The 16,829-nt window shown below is 73.7% G+C and carries 15 protein-coding genes; 6 read left to right on the top strand and 9 right to left on the bottom strand.

The genetic code is table 11. The annotated features are described in order from the left end of the window. Positions 1-61 precede the first annotated feature (61 nt). From ACIBH3_RS20545 to ybaK, 3 genes are all read left to right on the top strand, one after another. Positions 62-1,636, top strand: coding sequence for an oxidoreductase (locus tag ACIBH3_RS20545; protein WP_396313449.1), 1,575 nt, complete (start codon positions 62-64; stop codon positions 1,634-1,636). Positions 1,637-1,737: 101 nt separating this feature from the next. After that, on the top strand, positions 1,738-2,466 hold the full coding sequence (locus tag ACIBH3_RS20540; RefSeq protein WP_396313448.1) for an LON peptidase substrate-binding domain-containing protein: 729 nt from the start codon (positions 1,738-1,740) through the stop codon (positions 2,464-2,466). Positions 2,467-2,550: 84 nt separating this feature from the next. Beyond that, entirely contained in the window at positions 2,551-3,045 is a 495-nt protein-coding gene (ybaK, locus tag ACIBH3_RS20535; RefSeq protein ID WP_396313447.1) for a Cys-tRNA(Pro) deacylase, read from the top strand. Positions 3,046-3,121: 76 nt separating this feature from the next. On the opposite strand, the gene ACIBH3_RS20530 is transcribed toward ybaK, so the two are convergent. The 6 genes from ACIBH3_RS20530 to ACIBH3_RS20505 form a co-directional block, all read right to left on the bottom strand. After that, complete coding sequence (locus ACIBH3_RS20530) at positions 3,122-3,952, bottom strand: hypothetical protein (protein WP_396313446.1); 831 nt, start codon at positions 3,950-3,952, stop codon at positions 3,122-3,124. Positions 3,953-4,037: 85 nt separating this feature from the next. Further along, a complete protein-coding gene (locus ACIBH3_RS20525; RefSeq protein WP_396313445.1) occupies positions 4,038-4,847 on the bottom strand; it encodes an ABC transporter permease in 810 nt (269 codons plus the stop codon). Beyond that, positions 4,844-5,839, bottom strand: a complete 996-nt coding sequence (locus tag ACIBH3_RS20520) for an ABC transporter ATP-binding protein (protein ID WP_396313444.1) — start codon at positions 5,837-5,839, stop codon at positions 4,844-4,846. The genes ACIBH3_RS20525 and ACIBH3_RS20520 overlap by 4 nt, the downstream gene beginning before the upstream one ends. 68 nt (positions 5,840-5,907) lie before the next feature. Further along, the gene (locus ACIBH3_RS20515) at positions 5,908-7,089 is read right to left on the bottom strand and encodes an NYN domain-containing protein (protein ID WP_396313443.1); all 1,182 of its coding nucleotides are present in this window, start codon (positions 7,087-7,089) and stop codon (positions 5,908-5,910) included. 322 nt (positions 7,090-7,411) lie between these two features. Next, the gene (locus ACIBH3_RS20510; RefSeq protein WP_396313442.1) at positions 7,412-8,437 is read right to left on the bottom strand and encodes an aspartate-semialdehyde dehydrogenase; all 1,026 of its coding nucleotides are present in this window, start codon (positions 8,435-8,437) and stop codon (positions 7,412-7,414) included. A gap of 136 nt (positions 8,438-8,573) precedes the next feature. After that, positions 8,574-9,506, bottom strand: coding sequence for a dihydrodipicolinate synthase family protein (locus ACIBH3_RS20505; protein WP_396313441.1), 933 nt, complete (start codon positions 9,504-9,506; stop codon positions 8,574-8,576). Between the two features lie 72 nt (positions 9,507-9,578). Here ACIBH3_RS20505 and ACIBH3_RS20500 point away from each other — a divergent pair, with 72 nt between their 5' ends. Further along, positions 9,579-10,502, top strand: coding sequence for a LysR family transcriptional regulator (locus ACIBH3_RS20500; protein ID WP_396313440.1), 924 nt, complete (start codon positions 9,579-9,581; stop codon positions 10,500-10,502). Between the two features lie 9 nt (positions 10,503-10,511). Further along, complete coding sequence (locus tag ACIBH3_RS20495) at positions 10,512-10,967, top strand: type II toxin-antitoxin system PemK/MazF family toxin (RefSeq protein WP_396313439.1); 456 nt, start codon at positions 10,512-10,514, stop codon at positions 10,965-10,967. A gap of 52 nt (positions 10,968-11,019) precedes the next feature. Here ACIBH3_RS20495 and dnaE read toward each other — a convergent pair whose 3' ends face one another. Next, on the bottom strand, positions 11,020-14,553 hold the full coding sequence (gene dnaE / locus ACIBH3_RS20490; protein WP_396313438.1) for a DNA polymerase III subunit alpha: 3,534 nt from the start codon (positions 14,551-14,553) through the stop codon (positions 11,020-11,022). Between the two features lie 200 nt (positions 14,554-14,753). Between dnaE and ACIBH3_RS20485 the strand changes: the two genes are divergently transcribed. Beyond that, positions 14,754-16,091, top strand: coding sequence for a DUF2252 domain-containing protein (locus ACIBH3_RS20485; protein WP_396313437.1), 1,338 nt, complete (start codon positions 14,754-14,756; stop codon positions 16,089-16,091). A 33-nt stretch (positions 16,092-16,124) separates the two neighbouring features. Here the strand turns inward: ACIBH3_RS20485 and ACIBH3_RS20480 are convergent, their stop codons facing one another. Beyond that, entirely contained in the window at positions 16,125-16,331 is a 207-nt protein-coding gene (locus tag ACIBH3_RS20480; protein ID WP_396313436.1) for a hypothetical protein, read from the bottom strand. Between the two features lie 46 nt (positions 16,332-16,377). Continuing rightward, positions 16,378-16,827: a DUF3052 domain-containing protein gene (locus ACIBH3_RS20475; protein WP_396313435.1), complete on the bottom strand. Its 450-nt coding sequence runs from the start codon at positions 16,825-16,827 to the stop codon at positions 16,378-16,380. Positions 16,828-16,829 lie beyond the last annotated feature (2 nt).

Genomic DNA, 16,829 nt, shown 5'->3' with positions numbered 1-16,829 from the left:
CCGCGCATTTCAGTCCGTGATACGAAGGGCGAGACGACCGGCGATCTTGGGGGGATACGTGGTGGAGCGGGCACCGGAGGACTGGTCGCCGGCCGAGCAGGGCCTGTGGGAGGCGTTCCGCCACGGCCGCGTGTACGACCTGGCGACCGGCGACGCCGAGCAGGACGACCCGTTCACCGGCACCGTCTGGGGCCCCGAGCGGACGATCCGCGCCGAGGCGCTCGCCCTGCTGCTGCTGGACGGTCCGTCGGCGGTGCCCGGGCGGGTCGCCGCGCTGAAGCTGACCGGCGCGCTGATATCCGGGCCGCTGGTCCTGGCCGGCGGCACCATCTCGCACTACCTGGAACTGCACGACTGCCGGTTCGAGAACAAGCTGCTGATGTCCGAGGCGCAGGCCGGCACCCTGCGCTTCGTCACCTGCCTGATCCCCCGGATCGAGGCCTCCCGGCTGGCCACCGACGGCGACCTGCACCTCGCCCGCTGCCACATCCCCGACGGCATCCGGCTCACCGACGCCAGGATCGGCACGGACCTGCTGCTCAACCAGGCCGTCGTCGGCAGCGACCGGTTCGGCCGTTCGCTGTCGGCCGACGGCATGAACGTCAACCAGGACTTCGAGGCCGACCGGCTGGAGTCGCTGGGCGAGCTGAGCCTGCGCACCGCCCGGGTCGGCGGCCGGCTCTCGCTGCGCGGCGCCCAGCTGCGCCGCGGCCCACAGACCAGCACCTGCCTCAACGCGGTGCGCCTGACCGTCGGCCACACGCTGTACCTCACCAGCTCGCCGGACGGCGGCTGGTACGGCTCCCGGACGTACTACGGCTCCGGCTACGGCGAGAACCCGGCACCCGGCGCGCCGACCACGCCCTTCCGCGCCTACGGCCGGGTCCGGCTCTCCGACGCGCGCTTCGAGGCGGCCTGCCTGATCTCCGGCGAGTTCCACCTCGGCCCCGGCGACGACCTGTCGCTGCGCCGCATCCACACCCCCGAGCTGCGCTTCGCCTGCCACAAGCAGCCCACCGGCATGGTCTCGCTCTCCCGTGCCAGGATCGGCAACCTGGTGGACACCCCGACCGCCTGGCCCGGCGGCAAGCACCTGGGGCTCACCGGCTTCACGTACGAGTGCCTGCGCCCGATCGGGCCGTTCACCGTGCGGCAGCGGATCGAGTGGCTGGAGAGCGCCTCGGTCGAGTTCCAGCCCGAGTCGTACGAGCAGCTGGCCAGCGCGCTGCGCAGGGACGGCGCCGACGACGACGCGCGCGAGGTGCTGTACGCCAAGCAGCGCCGGCGCCACCGCACCCTGCCGCTGCCCAGCCGGCTCTGGGGACGGATCCAGGACGTCACCGTCGGGTACGGCTACCGGCCCGGGCGGGCGGCGCTCTGGCTGCTGCTCGCCTGGATCGTGGGCACCGTCTTCTTCGCCCAGCATCCGCCGCAGCCGCTGAAGGCCGACGAGCGGCCGCACTGGAGTCCCTGGCTGTACACCCTGGGCCACCTGCTGCCGGTGGTCGACCTCGGCCAGGGCGGCTGGAACCCGGCCGGCGCCGGGCAGTGGGTGACCGCCGCGCTGGTGATCGTGGGGTGGGTGCTGGCCACCACGGTGGTCGCGGGCGCGACGCGGCTGCTGCAACGCGGCTGAGCGGGCCGGGCCCCCCGCACCCGGCGACGACAGGGCGCCGGGGCGAGGATCGCCGGGAACCCGGGCGCGCCGGTGCCCTCCTGGCAACTACGCTGTGCGCCGTGACAGAACGGCTGCCGCTCTTCCCGCTCAACACGGTCCTCTACCCGGGCCTCGTGCTGCCCCTGAACGTCTTCGAGGAGCGGTACCGCAAGCTCGTCGCCGATCTGCTGGCCCAGCCGGAGGACCGGCCGCGCCGGTTCGGGGTGCTCGCGATCAAGGACGGCCGGGAGGTCGCCCCCGTCCGGGAGCACGAGGGGCCCGCCGGGCCGCTGGACGGCCTCGGCACCGTCACCGGCGACCCGCTGGAGGCCCTGCACCACATCGGCTGCGTGGCCGACATCGCCTCGGTGCAGGAGCAGCCGGACGGCCGGTACGAGCTGCTGGTCACCGGCACCACCCGGTTCTGGCTGCGGTCCGTGGACACCGGCGGTCCGTACCTGACCGGCGAGATCGAGCCGATCGAGGAGGAGCCCGGCGAGGGCGCGGGCGTGCTGGCGGCGGGCGTCGAACGGGCCTTCCGGGCCTACCAGAAGCGGCTGGCCGGTGCGCAGGAGGCCAGCCTCGCCGGCGAGCAGGAGCTGCCCGCCGACCCGCAGGTGCTCTCGTACCTGGTCGCGGCCGCGGCCGTCCTGGACACCCCGGTCAAGCAGCGGCTGCTCGCCTGCCCGGACACCGCCCAGCGGCTGACCGCCGAGCTGGAGCTGCTGCGCCGCGAGACGGCGGTGCTCTCCTGGCTGCCCTCGCTGCCCGCCGTGGAGCTGACCCGGCAGGCGTTCAGCCCCAACTGACCCCGGCCCGGGACCCCAGCACAGCCAACAGCCAACAGCACAACCGCACCGCAGCCGTATCGCAGCCGCTTGGAGGCACACCGGATGGCCAGGAGCACGAAGAAGGGCGGCCAGGGCACACCCGCGACGGTGGCCCTGGAGAAGGCCGGGATCGCCTTCACCGTCCATGCCTACCCGCACGACCCGGCGGCGGCCTCGTACGGCGGCGAGGCGGCCCAGGCGCTGGGCATCCCGGCGGCGCGGGTGTTCAAGACGCTGGTCGCCGAGGTGGACGGCGCCCTCACGGTCGCCGTGGTGCCGGTCTCCGGCCGGCTGGACCTCAAGGCGCTGGCCGCCGCGGTCGGCGGCAAGCGCGCGGTGATGGCCGACCCGGCGGCAGCTGAGCGCAGCAGCGGCTACGTGGTCGGCGGCATCTCGCCGCTGGGCCAGCGCCGCCCGCTGCGCACCGTCCTGGACGACAGCGCTCTCGCGCACCCCACGGTCTACGTCTCCGCGGGCCGCCGCGGCCTGGAGGTCGAGCTCTCGCCCGCCGACCTGGTCGCGCTCACCCGCGCCCTCCCGGCGCCCGTCTCCCGCTAGCGCCGGCGCGGCCCGGCGCTCGGCGCAGCGGGCCGCGGGCGCGCCGCCCGCTCAGGCGGAGAGCTCAGACGAGAGCTCAGGCCGAGAGGTGGTCGCCGGACGGGCCCCGGCCGGGGGTGTCGGGCCGGTGGTCGGCCGGCTGGGGCGGGGTGTCGGCCAGGGCGGGGGCCGGGGGCGTGCCGGTGGCCGCCGGGGCCGGCCAGGGGCCGGCCCAGTACGGCGGCGGGTCCTGCTCGCGCTTGCCGAAGGCGGCCGACAGCGCCAGCAGCACCACCATCGCGGCCATCGGCCACACCAGCAGGGCGCCCTTGGCGCCGAGCTCCAGGGCGTCGGAGAACGCCCCGCCGTCGCCGAGCCGCTTGGCGTGCCCGACGACGTCCGCGGTCGGGCCGAAGTGCATACCCACGCGCCAGGCGGCCAGCGAGCCGGCCAGCCCGCCGACCGCGAGCCCGACCGCGACCGCGATACCGCCGCCGCGTCGGCGCGTGAACAGGAACGCCGCCAGTGCGGTCAGCACGCCCGCGCCGAGGCCCAGCAGCGCGAAGACGCTGTCGGCCCCGGCCCGCTGCTCACCCTCGGGGTCGGCGTAGAGGATCTTGTTGCCCTTGACCACCAGCGGCACCTGCGGCGCCAGCCAGGCCCAGAGCGCGGCCATCACCAAGCCGAGCAGCAGACACACCAGCACCACCAGCACCCCGATCCGCGCCTCGGGCAGCAGCGGGCGCCGGCCCTTGGCCGCCGGTGCGAGCGCCGCTGGATCGAAGGCCGCTGGATCCAGGGCCGACGGCGGACCGTACGGGTACGGAGCAGGGTCGGCGTCGCCAGGAGCGGGAGCGTGCCCGGCGGCCGCGACGGGCTCGGCCGCAGGGATCTGTCCCGGATCCGGAGGTGTGTTCGGTACGGTCACCGGCCCATCGTTTCACGACCGGCCCGGTCGAGGGGCTACCGCCCGCCATCCGCACCCGTCCGCCGCACCCCTGCGGGCGGCGCGGCTACCGGGTCGTCGCCCGGCGATACGCCCAGGTCGCCATGGCCAGCGAGGCCAGCCCGACCCCCGCGCACACCCCGAGGTCACCCAGCACGGCCGCCCAGTCCGGGCTCGCCGTGAAGGTCCGGGCGAAGGCCTCGACCCCGTACGTGGACGGCAGCAGGTCGCGCAGCCACCGCACCGGCTGCGGCAGGTGGCTGACCGGCAGCACACCCAGCAGCAGCGCCGCCGACATCCCGAGCTGGCCGAGCATCGTCGCGATCTCCTGGCGGGGCGCCAGCAGGCCGCAGGCCGCGCCGAGCCCGGCCAGTGCGGCTCCGGCCAGCGGGACGACGGCGAGCAGCACCCACAGGTGCGCCAGCGGGAGGGCGAACATCCAGGCCCCGGCGAGGGCGGTGACCAGCGCGCCCGGCAGCGTGAAGGAGGCGAACGCGGCGGCGGCCCCGAGCACCACGGAGGCCGCCGGGACGGGCAGCGTCGCGTAGTGGTCCAGCCCGCCGGTGGCCCGCAGCCGCCCGAAGTACTGTGCCAGCAGGTTCAGCGCGACGAACGCCACCACCAGCACGCTGGAGCCCGCGACCACGTAGTGCGCCGAGGCGTTGTCACCGGGGTCGACGACCCCGCGCATCATCACCAGGATGCCGAGCGACTGGAAGGTCGCCACGAACAGCAGCGGGATCCGCGCCACCCTGGCCCGGGCGAGCTGCGCCCGGTAGACGGCGGCGAGCGCCGGCAGCAGCCTGGCGGCGGGTGCCAGCGGCGCGGGGGCGGCGGCCGGCGGCGCGGTCTGCGGGGGGACGGAGAGCAGGGTCACTTCGCCAGCCCTTCGTGGCGGCCGCCCAGCTTGAGGTAGGCGTCCTCAAGGCTGGGGGTGGCCAGGGTGAAGTCGTCCAGGGCCGCCAGGGCGGGGCCGGTGGTGACGGCGGCGATCAGCTCGCGGGCCTGCTCGGGGCTGGTCCGCAGGGTCCAGCGGCGGCCGGCGCGCTCGGCGCGCTCGGCGAGCAGGGCGACGGCGGGCAGGTCCAGCGGCGCCTCGCCGCGCCAGACCAGGTCGAGCCGGACGTCCCCGTCGACCAGCGCCTTCAGGCCGCCGGGGGTGTCGCAGGCGATGATCCGCCCCTCGTCCACCACCGCGACCCGGTCGAGCACGGTCTCCGCCTCGATGACATTGTGGGTGACCAGCAGGACGGTCGTGCCCCGCTCGACGCGGCGGCGGTCCAGCGCGGACCAGACGGCGCGGCGGGCGACCGGGTCCAGGCCGGTGGTCGGCTCGTCCAGCACCAGCAGCGGGCGCTCGCCCACCAGGGTGGCGGCGAAGCAGGCCAGCCGGCGCTGGCCGCCGGAGAGCTTGGCGAGCGGGCGGGCGGCGATCGGCTCCAGGCCGAGCTCGGTGATCACGTCGGCGGCCGCGGACCTGGCGGCGGCCCGGCTCAGGCCGCGCAGCCGCCCGGTGGTCTCGGCGGCGAGGGCGACCGTCAGCTCGTCGAGCGCGGTGGACTCCTGACCGAGGTAGCCGAGCAGCCGGGCGGCCCGCTCGGGGTGGCGGACCACGTCGTGGCCGAGGATCTCGATGCCGCCGCTGTCCGGGCGCAGCAGGCCGGTGAGCTGGCGGACCAGGGTGGACTTGCCGGCACCGTTGGGGCCGAGCAGGCCGAACACCTCGCCCCGGCGGATGTCCAGGCTGATGCCGTCGTTGGCGCGGATCTCGGTGGCGGCGCCGCCGCGGCCGGCCCGGTACGTCTTGACCAGGTCGCGCACGGTGCAGCACTGCCCCGCCTGTGGTGCCCGCCGGTCGGTCTCGCTCACGAGCGAAGACTCTACGCGCTGGGCGCGCAGAACCGGACAAGGGGGCCTGATCGCCCGAAATGCGCTCGTCAGTCGTCGACGACGACGAGGTCGCCGCCGGGGACGCGGACGGCGAGCTCCTTCCAGAAGCCGGCCCGGATCGCGTACCGGTCGTGCTCGTCGATCTGGTCGTCCTTGTGCGCCAGCAGGCCGAAGCGGGCCGCGTAGCGCAGCAGTTCCCCGTCGACGCGGTGCGGGATGCGTGGGTAGTCGGCCCACAGGGCGGTGAGGCGTTCGACCTCGCCGAGACGGTCCATCCAGCGGCGGGCGAAGACCTGCCCGACCTCGTGGGCGTCCCCGCCGATGGTGGTGATGTCCTCCTCGCGGTCGGCCCAGCGCTGCTCGGCGGTGGTGAGCTGGGCGAGGGTTGGCAGGCCGTCCCCGGCGGTGGGGGTCTCGGCGGCGGGACGGTCGACCCAGCCGCGGTCGGAGGACCAGCGCAGGACCGGGCCGCCGTTGACGGTGGCGGGGGTGGTGACGGTGAGCGGGGCACGGCCGGCGAGGTCCTTGGGCGTCGGCACGACCTTGAGCGCGGCGGCGGCCGGCTGCGGCCGGGGCGGCGGGGGCGCGGCTGCGGCGGCGGGCCGGACGGCGGCGGGCGGGGCGGAGAGGATCTTGGCGATCTCCGGGCGTGGCCCGGGCGTGGAGAAGGCCGTCGGCGCCTCGCGCGGGCCGACCCAGCGCTCGATCCACTCGCGGTCCAGCACCCGCCGCTCGTCGGCCTCGCCGACCAGGTCCTCGGACTGGTTGAAGTCGCCGTCGGCCGCCTGGAGCGCCCACAGGTGGACGACCACGCCGTGCTCCTTGGCGGACATCATGCCGGGCAGCAGGTCGCCGTCCCCGGTGACGAGCACCACGTCGGCGCAGGCCCGGTTGCGGGCGAGCTCGGAGAGTTCGGCGTGCATGGCGGCGTCCACGCCCTTCTGCACCCAGCGGCCCTCGGCCCGGGTGAGCGCGCCGAGCCGTACGGTGACTCTGGGCAGCACCCGCAGGCGGCGGTGCTCGGGCATCGGGCGGCGGTCGGGGGCGGCGTCGAACCAGTAGATGCGCAGCAGGGGCAGGCCGGTCTCGTCCTCGGCGCGTTCGCGCAGGGCGGCGATCAGCGCGGTGTGGTCGACCGTCACCCGGGAGCGGGAGGGGTCTCCGGCGAGCAGACTGGCGGCTGCCCCCAGCAGGTATCCGGCGTCCACCAGAACGACACAGCGGTCCACTTCCGCACCTCTTTCCGGTCGGCCCCGGGTACGGCGCCACCGGCCGGCGGCGCCTGGTGGGCGCGGTCAGCCCAGCGGCCCGGGCGCGGTGGCCCGGCGCTCGGCGTAGGGAGCAGTCTGCCCGACCGGCCGGGGTCCGGTGGTCCGAACCACGCCGATCGCCGCAACCGGCCGCGCCCGGCCCGCCCGATCGTTGGGGCTCCTTTACCCCCGCTCCGGGCGGTGAACCTCGGGCGGTCGGCGAGCGATGGTTCCGCCCGGAGTGCACCGAGGCCCCGCCCTGGTGGGCGGGGCCTGGACGTACGCGTGGCGGGCAGGACGCTCAGCCGAGCTCGGCCGCGACCAGCTCGGCGATCTGCACGGCGTTCAGGGCCGCGCCCTTGCGCAGGTTGTCGTTGGAGAGGAACAGCGACAGCCCGTGCTCGACGGTCTCGTCCACCCGGATCCGGCCGACGTACGAGGCGTCCTTGCCGGCGGCCTGGAGCGGGGTGGGGATCTCGGAGAGCTCGACGCCGGGGGCGTCCTTCAGCAGCTCGTACGCGCGCTCGACGCTGATCGGGCCGGTGAAGCGGGCGTTGACCTGGAGCGAGTGGCCGGAGAAGACCGGCACGCGCACGCAGGTGCCGGAGACCTTCAGCTCCGGGATGCCGAGGATCTTGCGGGACTCGTGGCGGAGCTTCTGCTCCTCGTCGGTCTCGAAGCTGCCGTCGTCGACCAGGTTGCCGGCCAGCGGCACCACGTTGAAGGCGATCGGACGCTTGTACACGGCGGGCTCGGGGAACTCGACGGCCTCGCCGTCGTGGGTGAGCCGGTCGGCGCTCTCCACCACCTTGAGGGCCTGCGAGTGCAGCTCGGCGACGCCGGCGAGGCCCGAGCCGGAGACGGCCTGGTAGGTGGTGGCGACCAGCGCGGTCAGCCCCGCCTCCTCGTGCAGCGGGCGCAGCACCGGCATGGCGGCCATGGTGGTGCAGTTGGGGTTGGCGATGATGCCCTTGGGGCGGTCCGCGATCGCCTCCGGGTTGACCTCGGAGACCACCAGCGGGACCTCGGGGTCGCGGCGCCAGGCCGAGGAGTTGTCGATCACGACGGCGCCGGCCGCGGCCACCTTGGGGGCGAGCTCCTTGGAGGTCGAGCCGCCGGCCGAGAAGATCACGATGTCCAGGCCGGTGTAGTCGGCCGTGGCCGCGTCCTCGATGGTGATCTCGGTGTCCTGCCAGGGCAGCGTCCGGCCGGCCGAGCGGGCCGAGGCGAACAGCCGCAGCTGCTCCACCGGGAACCCGCGCTCCGCCAGAATGCTCCGCACCACGCCGCCGACCTGGCCGGTGGCCCCAACAATGCCGATCCTCATCCGAGTACTCCTCCTCTGGTGTTCCTGCTGATCACAGCCGCACTCTGCCCATCATGCCCTGTCCCCGGGCCGGGGCCGCCGGGCGTTCCACGCTGTGGGCGGCGGCTGTCCGGCGCGCGGCCCACGGCGGCCGCGCTCACCCCGCCGCCGCGGTGGCCATGGGCTCCGGCGCCCGTACGGCCGTGAGCCGGGCCAGCGCGGCCTCGACCAACGCGGGCGCGGCGGGCAGCAGCGGCAGCCGGACGGCGGGGGTGGGGATGCGGCCCTGGGCGTGCAGGACGCCCTTGACCACGGTCGGGTTGGGGGCGGCGAAGGCCGCGCCGGCCAGCGCCGCGAGGGCGTGGCCCAGGGCCCTCGCCCTGGGCACGTCCCCGGTGCGCCAGGCCTCGGCCAGCTCGACGAAGCGGGCGGTGGCCAGGTGGGAGGCGGCCAGGATGCCGCCGTGGGCGCCGAGCGCCAGCAGCGGGGGCAGGAAGACGTCGTCCCCCGCCAGCACCGCGAAGCCGGCCGGCGCCGAGCCGAGCAGTTCGACGGTGTCCGCGTCGATGCCGCCCACCGCGTGCTTGATCCCGGCCACGCCCGGCACCGCGGCGAGTTCGAGCAGCGCGGCCGCGCTCAGCGGCTGCCCGGTGCGGTACGGGATGTGGTACACGATCAGTGGGACGGGGCTGACGGCCGCCAGGTGCCGGAAGTGCGCGAGCGTCCCGGCCTCCCCCGCCCTGCTGAAGGACGGCACGGTCACCAGCGCGGCGGCCGCCTCGGGGACGTCCCGGCCGAGCGCGCGCAGGGCCTCGGCGCTGCGGCGGGTGTCGCTGCCGCCGGCGCCGACGATCAGGGTGGCACCCCGCTCGCGGCAGACCCGGGCGCAGATCCGCACGACGGCCCGGCGCTCGTCCTCGTCGAGGGTGGCCGTCTCGGCGGTGGTGCCGAGCGCGACCAGCCCGGCGGCGCCGTCGTCCAGCAACCCGTGGGCGAGGGCCTCCAGGGCCTGCGCGGCGAGCGCGCCGTCGGCGTCGAAGGGGGTGACGAGGGGCACGAAGATGCCGTTCAGGGCGGTGCACTGGTCCATGCCGTCGAGCCTGGCGCATGCTCGCTGTGCGGGTCCAGTTCGCATTTGTGACGTGAACCGTAAGCTGGTCCGATGCTCGATGTTCGCCGCCTCCGTCTGCTGAGGGAACTCGCCCACCGGGGCACCATCGCCGCCGTGGCCGAGGCCCTGGCGTTCAGCCCGTCCGCCGTCTCCCAGCAGCTGTCGGTGCTGGAGCGGGAGGCGGGGGTGCCGCTGCTGGAGCGCACCGGCCGGCGGGTCGCGCTGACGCCCGCGGGGCTGAACCTGGTCCGGCACACGGAGGCGGTGCTGGAGCGCCTGGAGCTGGCCTCCGCCGAGCTCGTGGACGCCCGCCAGGGCCTGGCCGGCCCGCTGCGGATCGGCACCTTCCCCTCCGCCGCGCGGGCGATCGTCCCGGCCGCGCTGGCCGCCCTGGCCCGTGAGCACCCGAGGCTGGAACCGATGGTCGCCGAGATGGACTCGGTGAGCGTGGCGGACGCGCTGCGGGCGGGCGAACTGGACGTCGCGCTCGTCCACGACCACGACTTCGCGCCCGCCCCGCAGGAGCCCGGGGTGCAGACCGAGCCGCTGTTCACCGAGGCGATGTACCTGGCGGCGGGGCCTGGCGCGCGCACGGCGCCCACCGGGCCCGACGATGAGGTCCTGCGGCACTGGCGGGCGGCGCCGTGGATCGTCGCCACACCCAGCACCCTCTGCCACGCGATGGCCGTCCGGGCCTGCCAGGCGGCCGGCTTCGCGCCGCGGATCCGCCACCAGGTGGACGACTTCGCGACGGTGCTGGCGCTGGTCGCGGCCGGGCAGGGGGTGGCGCTGGTGCCCCAGCTCGGCGCCGGTGACCCGCCGCCCGGGGTCGACCTCACCCGGCTGACGATGTCGCGTCGTACCCGGACGGCCTTCCGGGCGGGCTCCGCCGTCCACCCGGCGGTCTCGGCGCTCACCTCGGCCCTGCACGCGGTACTCCCGCAGACCTTGATCCACCCTCAGCCCGCCCTCTAGCCTGCGCCCATGAGCGAGCTGACCGATCAGAGCCAGAACACCCCGGGCCGCCTCGGCCCCGGCGCCACCGCGGAGGTCGAACCGCACCGGATCGGGGCGGTCCGCACCGAGTACGCGCCCGACCACGACGGCGATCCCGATCCGGGCGAGATCGTCTGGACGTGGGTGCCGTACGAGGAGAACGACGGGCGCGGCAAGGACCGGCCGGTGCTGGTGGTCGCCCGCGAGCCGGGCGGCACGCTGCTGGCGGTGATGCTCTCCAGCAAGGGCCACCACGACGGCGACCGCGACTGGGTGCCGCTGGGCTCGGGCCCGTGGGACCGCACCGGGCGCGACTCCTGGGTCTCCACCGAGCGGGTGCTGCGCGTGCACCCGGACGGGATGCGCCGCGAGGCCTGCGCGCTGGACCGGGCCCGCTTCAACCTGGTGATCGACCACCTGCGGCTGCGCTACCGCTGGAGCTGAGCCCGCTCCCTCGCGCGGCGCCCGACGTGGGCCCCGCGCGAGGGCGCCCGGGTCAGCCGGCCAGGCAGCTCGGGCCGAGCAGCTGCTTGAGGTCGCCGAACAGCGCCGGGTCGGACTTGACCCGGTGGCGGTCCAGGCGCAGCACGGTGGTCCGGCGGGCGCCCTCCAGCCGGAGCCTGACCTCGGTGTTGCCGCGGTGGTGGGTGAGCACCTCGCCGAGGCGGGCGACCAGCGGCGGGGTGATCTTCCCGGTCGGGATGTTGATGACGATCGGCGCGTCCGCGTGCGAGTTGGAGAGGTCCGGCACGGACAGCTCCATGCCCATCAGCCGGGGCACGTCCTCCCGCTTGTCGAGCTTGCCGCGGACGAACACCACGGCGTCCTCGACGAGTTGGGAGGAGACCAGCTGGTAGCTGGCGGGGAAGAACATGCAGTCGATGGAGCCGGCCAGGTCCTCGACGGTGGCGATGGCCCAGGCGTTGCCCTGCTTGGTCATCTTCCGCTGGAGGCCGGAGATGATGCCGCCGATCTGCAGGATCGAGCCGTCCGGGCGCTCGGCGAGGTCGGCGATGGCGCAGTCGGCCTTGTCGGCGAGGACGTGCTCGATGCCGTGCAGCGGATGCGAGGAGACGTAGAGGCCGAGCATCTCCCGCTCCTGGGTGAGCAGGAAGGACTTCTCCCACTCGTCCTCGGCGAAGACGACGTCCAGGCCGAAGCTCGGCTCGTCGGAGACGGTGTCGCCGCCGAAGAGGTCGAACTGGCCCTCGGCCTCCTTGCGCTTGACGCCGACCACGTTGTCGATCATCGGCTCGAACTGCGCGGTCAGGCCCTTGCGGGTGTGCCCGAGCGAGTCGAACGCGCCCGCCTTGATGAGGGATTCCACGGTCCGCTTGTTGCAGACCACCGACTCGACCTTGTCCAGGAAGTCGGGGAAGGAGGTGTACTTCCCCTTGGCCCTGCGGGTGCGGATCATCGAGTCCACGACCGGCCCGCCGACGTTGCGGATCGCGGTGAGGCCGAAGCGCACCAGGTCGTTGCCGTGCGGGGTGAAGTCGGAGTCCGACTCGTTCACGTCCGGCGGGAGCACCTGGATACCCATCTTGCGGCACTCGTTGAGGTAGACGGCGGACTTGTCCTTGTCGTCCTTGACCGAGGTGAGCAGGCCGGACATGTACTCGGCCGGGTAGTTGGCCTTGAGGTAGGCCGTCCAGTACGAGACCAGCCCGTACCCGGCGGTGTGCGCCTTGTTGAAGGCGTAGCCGGAGAAGGGGACCAGGACGTCCCAGACCGCCTGGATGGCGGCGTCGGAGTAGCCGTGCTCGCGGCAGCCCTTCCGGAAGGGGACGAACTCCGCCTCCAGGATCTCCTTCTTCTTCTTGCCCATGGCGCGGCGCAGCAGGTCGGCCTGGCCGAGCGAGTAGCCGGCCAGGATCTGCGCGGCCTTCTGGACCTGCTCCTGGTAGACGATCAGGCCGTAGGTCGGCTTGAGGATCTCCTCCAGGGGCTTCTCCAGCTCCGGGTGGATCGGGGTGATCTCCTGCTGGCCGTTCTTGCGCAGCGCGTAGTTGGTGTGCGAGTTGACGCCCATCGGGCCCGGCCGGTAGAGCGCCAGGACGGCGGAGATGTCCTCGAAGTTGTCGGGCTTCATCAGGCGCAGCAGCGAGCGCATCGGGCCGCCGTCGAGCTGGAAGACGCCGAGCGTGTCGCCGCGGGCGAGGAGTTCGTAGGTGGGCTTGTCGTCCAGGGGCAGATCGAGGAGCTCGATCTTGATGCCCTTGTTCTTCTCGATCGCCTTGACGGCGTCGTCCATGATCGTGAGGTTGCGCAGGCCCAGGAAGTCCATCTTGAGAAGGCCGAGGCCCTCACAGGTGGGGTAGTCGAACTGGGTGATGGTGACGCCGTCGGTGTGCCGGGTCCAGACCGGGATGTGGTCGGTCAGCGGCTCGGCGGACATGATCACGCCGGCCGCGTGCACGCCGGGCTGGCGGATCAGGCCCTCGATGCCGCGCGCGGTGTCGATCACCTTGCGCACGTCCGGGTCGTTCTCGTACAGGCCGCGGATCTCGCCCGCCTCGCCGTAGCGGGGGTGCGCGGAGTCGGTGATGCCCGAGAGCGGGATGCCCTTGCCCATCACGTCCGGCGGCATCGCCTTGGTGATCCGGTCGCCCATCGCGTACGGGTAGCCCAGGACCCGGGAGGAGTCCTTGATGGCGGCCTTCGCCTTGATGGTGCCGTACGTGACGATCATGGCGACCTTGTCGGCGCCCCACTTGTCGGTCACGTACCGGATCACGTCACCGCGCCGGCGCTCGTCGAAGTCGATGTCGACATCGGGCATCGAGATGCGCTCGGGGTTGAGGAAGCGCTCGAAGATCAGGCCGTGCGGGATCGGGTCGAGGTCGGTGATGCCCATCGCGTACGCGACCAGCGAGCCGGCCGCCGAACCACGGCCGGGGCCGACCGCGATGCCCTGGCTCTTGGCCCACATGATGAAGTCGGCGACGACGAGGAAGTACGCCGGGAACCCCATCTGGACGATGGTGTCCATCTCGTACTCGGCGAGCTTCTTGTGCTCCTCGTCGTACCCGTTCGGGAAGCGCCAGTCCATGCCCTTCCACACCTGGGCCCGGAAGAAGTCCGCCTCGGACTCGAAGCCCTCCGGGATGGGGAAGCGCGGCATCAGGTTCTTGAACTCGAACATGCCGCTGGTGTCCACCCGCTGGGCGACCAGCAGCTGGCTGTTGCGGCAGCCCTGCTGCCAGGCGTCGGAGGAGTCCAGGGCGTACATCTCGGCGGCCGACTTGATGTAGTAGCCGGTGCCGTCGAAGCGGAAGCGGTCCGGGTCGGAGAGGTTCTTGCCGGTCTGGACGCAGAGCAGCAGGTCGTGCGCGCCGGCGTCGCCCTCGGTGGTGTAGTGCGAGTCGTTGGTGACCACCGGCGGGATGTTCAGCTTCCTGCTGATCTCGATCAGCCCGTCGCGGACCCGCTTCTCGATGTCCAGGCCGTGGTCCATCAGCTCCAGGAAGTAGTTCTCCTTGCCGAAGATGTCCTGGTAGTCGGAGGCGGACCGGAGCGCCTCGTCGAACTGGCCGAGCCGCAGCCGGGTCTGCACCTCCCCGGAGGGGCAGCCGGTGGTCGCCATCAGGCCGGCCGCGTGCTCGGCGATGATCTCCTTGTCCATCCGGGGCCACTTCACCAGCCAGCCCTCCGCGTAGGAGCGCGAGGTCAGTTTGAAGAGGTTGTGCAGGCCCTGCTTGTCGCGGGCCCAGATGGTCTTGTGGGTGTAGGCGCCGGACGCCGAGACGTCGTCCTTCTTCTGGTGCGGCTGGCCCCACAGGACGCGCTTGGTGTTGGAGCGCGACTCCGGCGCGACGTACGCCTCGATGCCGATCACCGGGGTGATGCCGGCTGCGGTCGCCTGCTTGTGGAACTCGGCGGCGCCGTACATGTTGCCGTGGTCGGTCATCGCGACATGGGTCTGCCCCAGCCGCTCGACCTCCTTGAAGAGCTGCTTCAGCCGGGCGGCGCCGTCCAGCATCGAGTACTCGGTGTGGACGTGCAGGTGCGCGTACGGCTGGTCGCTCAAGGCGGGGCCTCCGGAGACTCGGTGCTTGTCGATTGGCCGGCGAACGCCCAGGTCACGGCGGGTGATCAGCCGACCTGAAACAGTTGAGGCCCGAGCCTCCTGAGGGGACCCGGACCACGTCTCACACGTTCACCCTCCTACTCTAGCCTCCAGTCGCAGCAGTCTCAGGCCACCCACGCGCCCGTAAAGGAACCCGCCACATGACCGACCAGCTCACCGCCGCCGACCGCGAGCCGGAGCGCGCCGAGACGATCCTGCGGGTCTTCGACGGCGCCTTCGGCGAGCTGCTGGCCCAGGACCCGGCCGCCTTCCGGGTGAAGTTCCGCAAGATGGCCGCCTCCGCCTTCGCGTTCTACCGCGGCACCGCCGGCCTCTACTACGCGGACCTCACCACCGCCCCCTACGACGGCTACGGCGCCGCCTTCCTGGACGAGCGGACCAGCCGGGTCTGGATCCACGGCGACCTGCACGCGGAGAACTTCGGCACCTACCTGAACTCCGAGGGCCGGCTGGTCTTCAACGTCAACGACTTCGACGAGGCGTACGTCGGCGCGTTCAGCTGGGACGTCCAGCGGCTGGCCGCCAGCCTCGCGCTGATCGGCTACGCCAAGGCGCTGTCCGACGACACCATCACCGAGCTGGTCCAGGTGTTCGCCGCCGCCTACCGCGGCCAGATCGCCGATATCGCCCGCGACGGCGTGGCCGCCGCCTTCACCCTGGACACCGCCACCGGGCCGATCCTGGACACCCTGCGCCGAGCCAGGCTGCAGACCCGGGTCGAGCTGCTGGACCACGAGACGGTCATCGACGGGTACGAGCGGCGCTTTCGCACCGGCGGCGGCGCGATCGAGCTGGACGAGGCCACCAAGGCCGAGGTGCTGGCCGCCTTCGACGCCTACCTGACCACCCTGCCGCCCGCATCCCGGACCCGGCCCGACGCGCTGCGGGTCAAGGACGTGGTCGGCCGGCGGGGCATCGGCATCGGCAGCGCCGGGCTGCCCTCGTACAACCTGCTGCTGGAGGGGCACACCGACGCCCTGGAGAACGACGTCATCATCTACATGAAGCAGGGCCAGACGCCGGCCGTCTCGCGGCACGTCACCGACCCGGCGATCCGCGGCTACTTCGAGCACGAGGGCCACCGCACGGTCATCTCCCAGCGCGCGCTCCAGGCGCACAGCGACCCCTGGCTCGGCTACGCCACCCTGCGCGGCCGGGGCCAGCTGGTCGCCGAGGTCTCCCCGTACGCCACCGACCTGGACTGGACGGACCTCACCGAGCCGGCCGACCTCCGCTCGGTGATCGACTACCTCGGGCGTGCCACCGCCACCATGCACGCCGCCGCGGCCGAGTCCGCCAGCGGCCACAGCCTGGTGCCGTTCTCCACCGAGCAGGCCATCGACGCCGCGATCGGGCGCGACGAGCAGGGCTTCACGGCCATGCTGGTCGAGTTCGCCCACGCCTACGGCGCCCGGGCCCGCCAGGACCACCAGATCTTCGTCGACCTCTTCCGCAACGGCCGCATCCCGGGGCTCTGACCGCAGGACGGATGGCCGGGGCCGGTGGTCCGGTCACCCGGCCCGGCCGGTCGGCCACCCGGCCGGCCGGCGGACCGCCCGCTCCTCGCGGGCCGACAGGCCGCGCACCCGAAGCACCCGGCGCTCCAGCGGGGCGAAGACGGCGGCCTCGGACCCGGGCGGCGCGGCCTCGGCCGGGGCAGGGGCGGGCGCGGACGGCCCGGTGGCCCCCGCCGCCGGAATGTCGGCCGTCCCACGCACGACCGGATCCGGTGCGAACGGCAAGCCCCCCGAGGACCGGCGGCCCCTACGGCGGTCCCGGCGTGCCCCGCCCGGCCTCGCCCCGCAGGTCGCGGCGCACCACCAGACGCAGCCCCGACCAGCGCTCGTCGATCGCGCAGACCTTGTTGTCGACCAGCCCGGTCGGCAGCGCCACCTCACGGATCACGTTGCCGTCCAGGTCGCCGGTGCCACCGGCGGAGCGCTTGCGCCAGGCGACCCAGAGGCCGGCCGCCGGGGCCATCGCCGCGCGCAGGGCGGGCAGCCCGGCCTCGTACCCGGCGAGGTCCGGCGGGAACCAGAGGGCGGTGTCGAAGGGCGCGGCCGGGTCGGCGGCGGGCAGCAGGACGACACCGTCCGGCAGACCGGGGACGGCGAAGCCCGGCGGCGCGCCGACCAGCAGCAGCGCACTGCCCGCCCTGATGCCCAGCTTCCGGGGCAGCGGCGTGGCCGCGTAGCGGTCCGAGGCGCCGGCCACGG

Origin of the sequence: Kitasatospora sp. NPDC050543 (genome assembly GCF_044457565.1) — a bacterium.
In the GTDB taxonomy this organism is placed as follows: domain Bacteria; phylum Actinomycetota; class Actinomycetes; order Streptomycetales; family Streptomycetaceae; genus Kitasatospora.
Note: the sequence above shows the minus strand (reverse complement) of the source record. Positions and strands in the feature narration are given on the sequence as shown.

What these genes read in the sequence shown, in the direction of transcription:
- ACIBH3_RS20485 (WP_396313437.1), top strand. Translation starts at nt 14,754, where the DNA reads ATGACCGACCAGCTCACCGCCGCCGACCGCGAGCCGGAGCGCGCCGAG.
- ACIBH3_RS20510 (WP_396313442.1), bottom strand. Translation starts at nt 8,437, where the DNA reads ATGAGGATCGGCATTGTTGGGGCCACCGGCCAGGTCGGCGGCGTGGTG.
- ACIBH3_RS20495 (WP_396313439.1), top strand. Translation starts at nt 10,512, where the DNA reads ATGAGCGAGCTGACCGATCAGAGCCAGAACACCCCGGGCCGCCTCGGC.
- ACIBH3_RS20505 (WP_396313441.1), bottom strand. Translation starts at nt 9,506, where the DNA reads ATGGACCAGTGCACCGCCCTGAACGGCATCTTCGTGCCCCTCGTCACC.
- ybaK (WP_396313447.1), top strand. Translation starts at nt 2,551, where the DNA reads ATGGCCAGGAGCACGAAGAAGGGCGGCCAGGGCACACCCGCGACGGTG.
- ACIBH3_RS20500 (WP_396313440.1), top strand. Translation starts at nt 9,579, where the DNA reads ATGCTCGATGTTCGCCGCCTCCGTCTGCTGAGGGAACTCGCCCACCGG.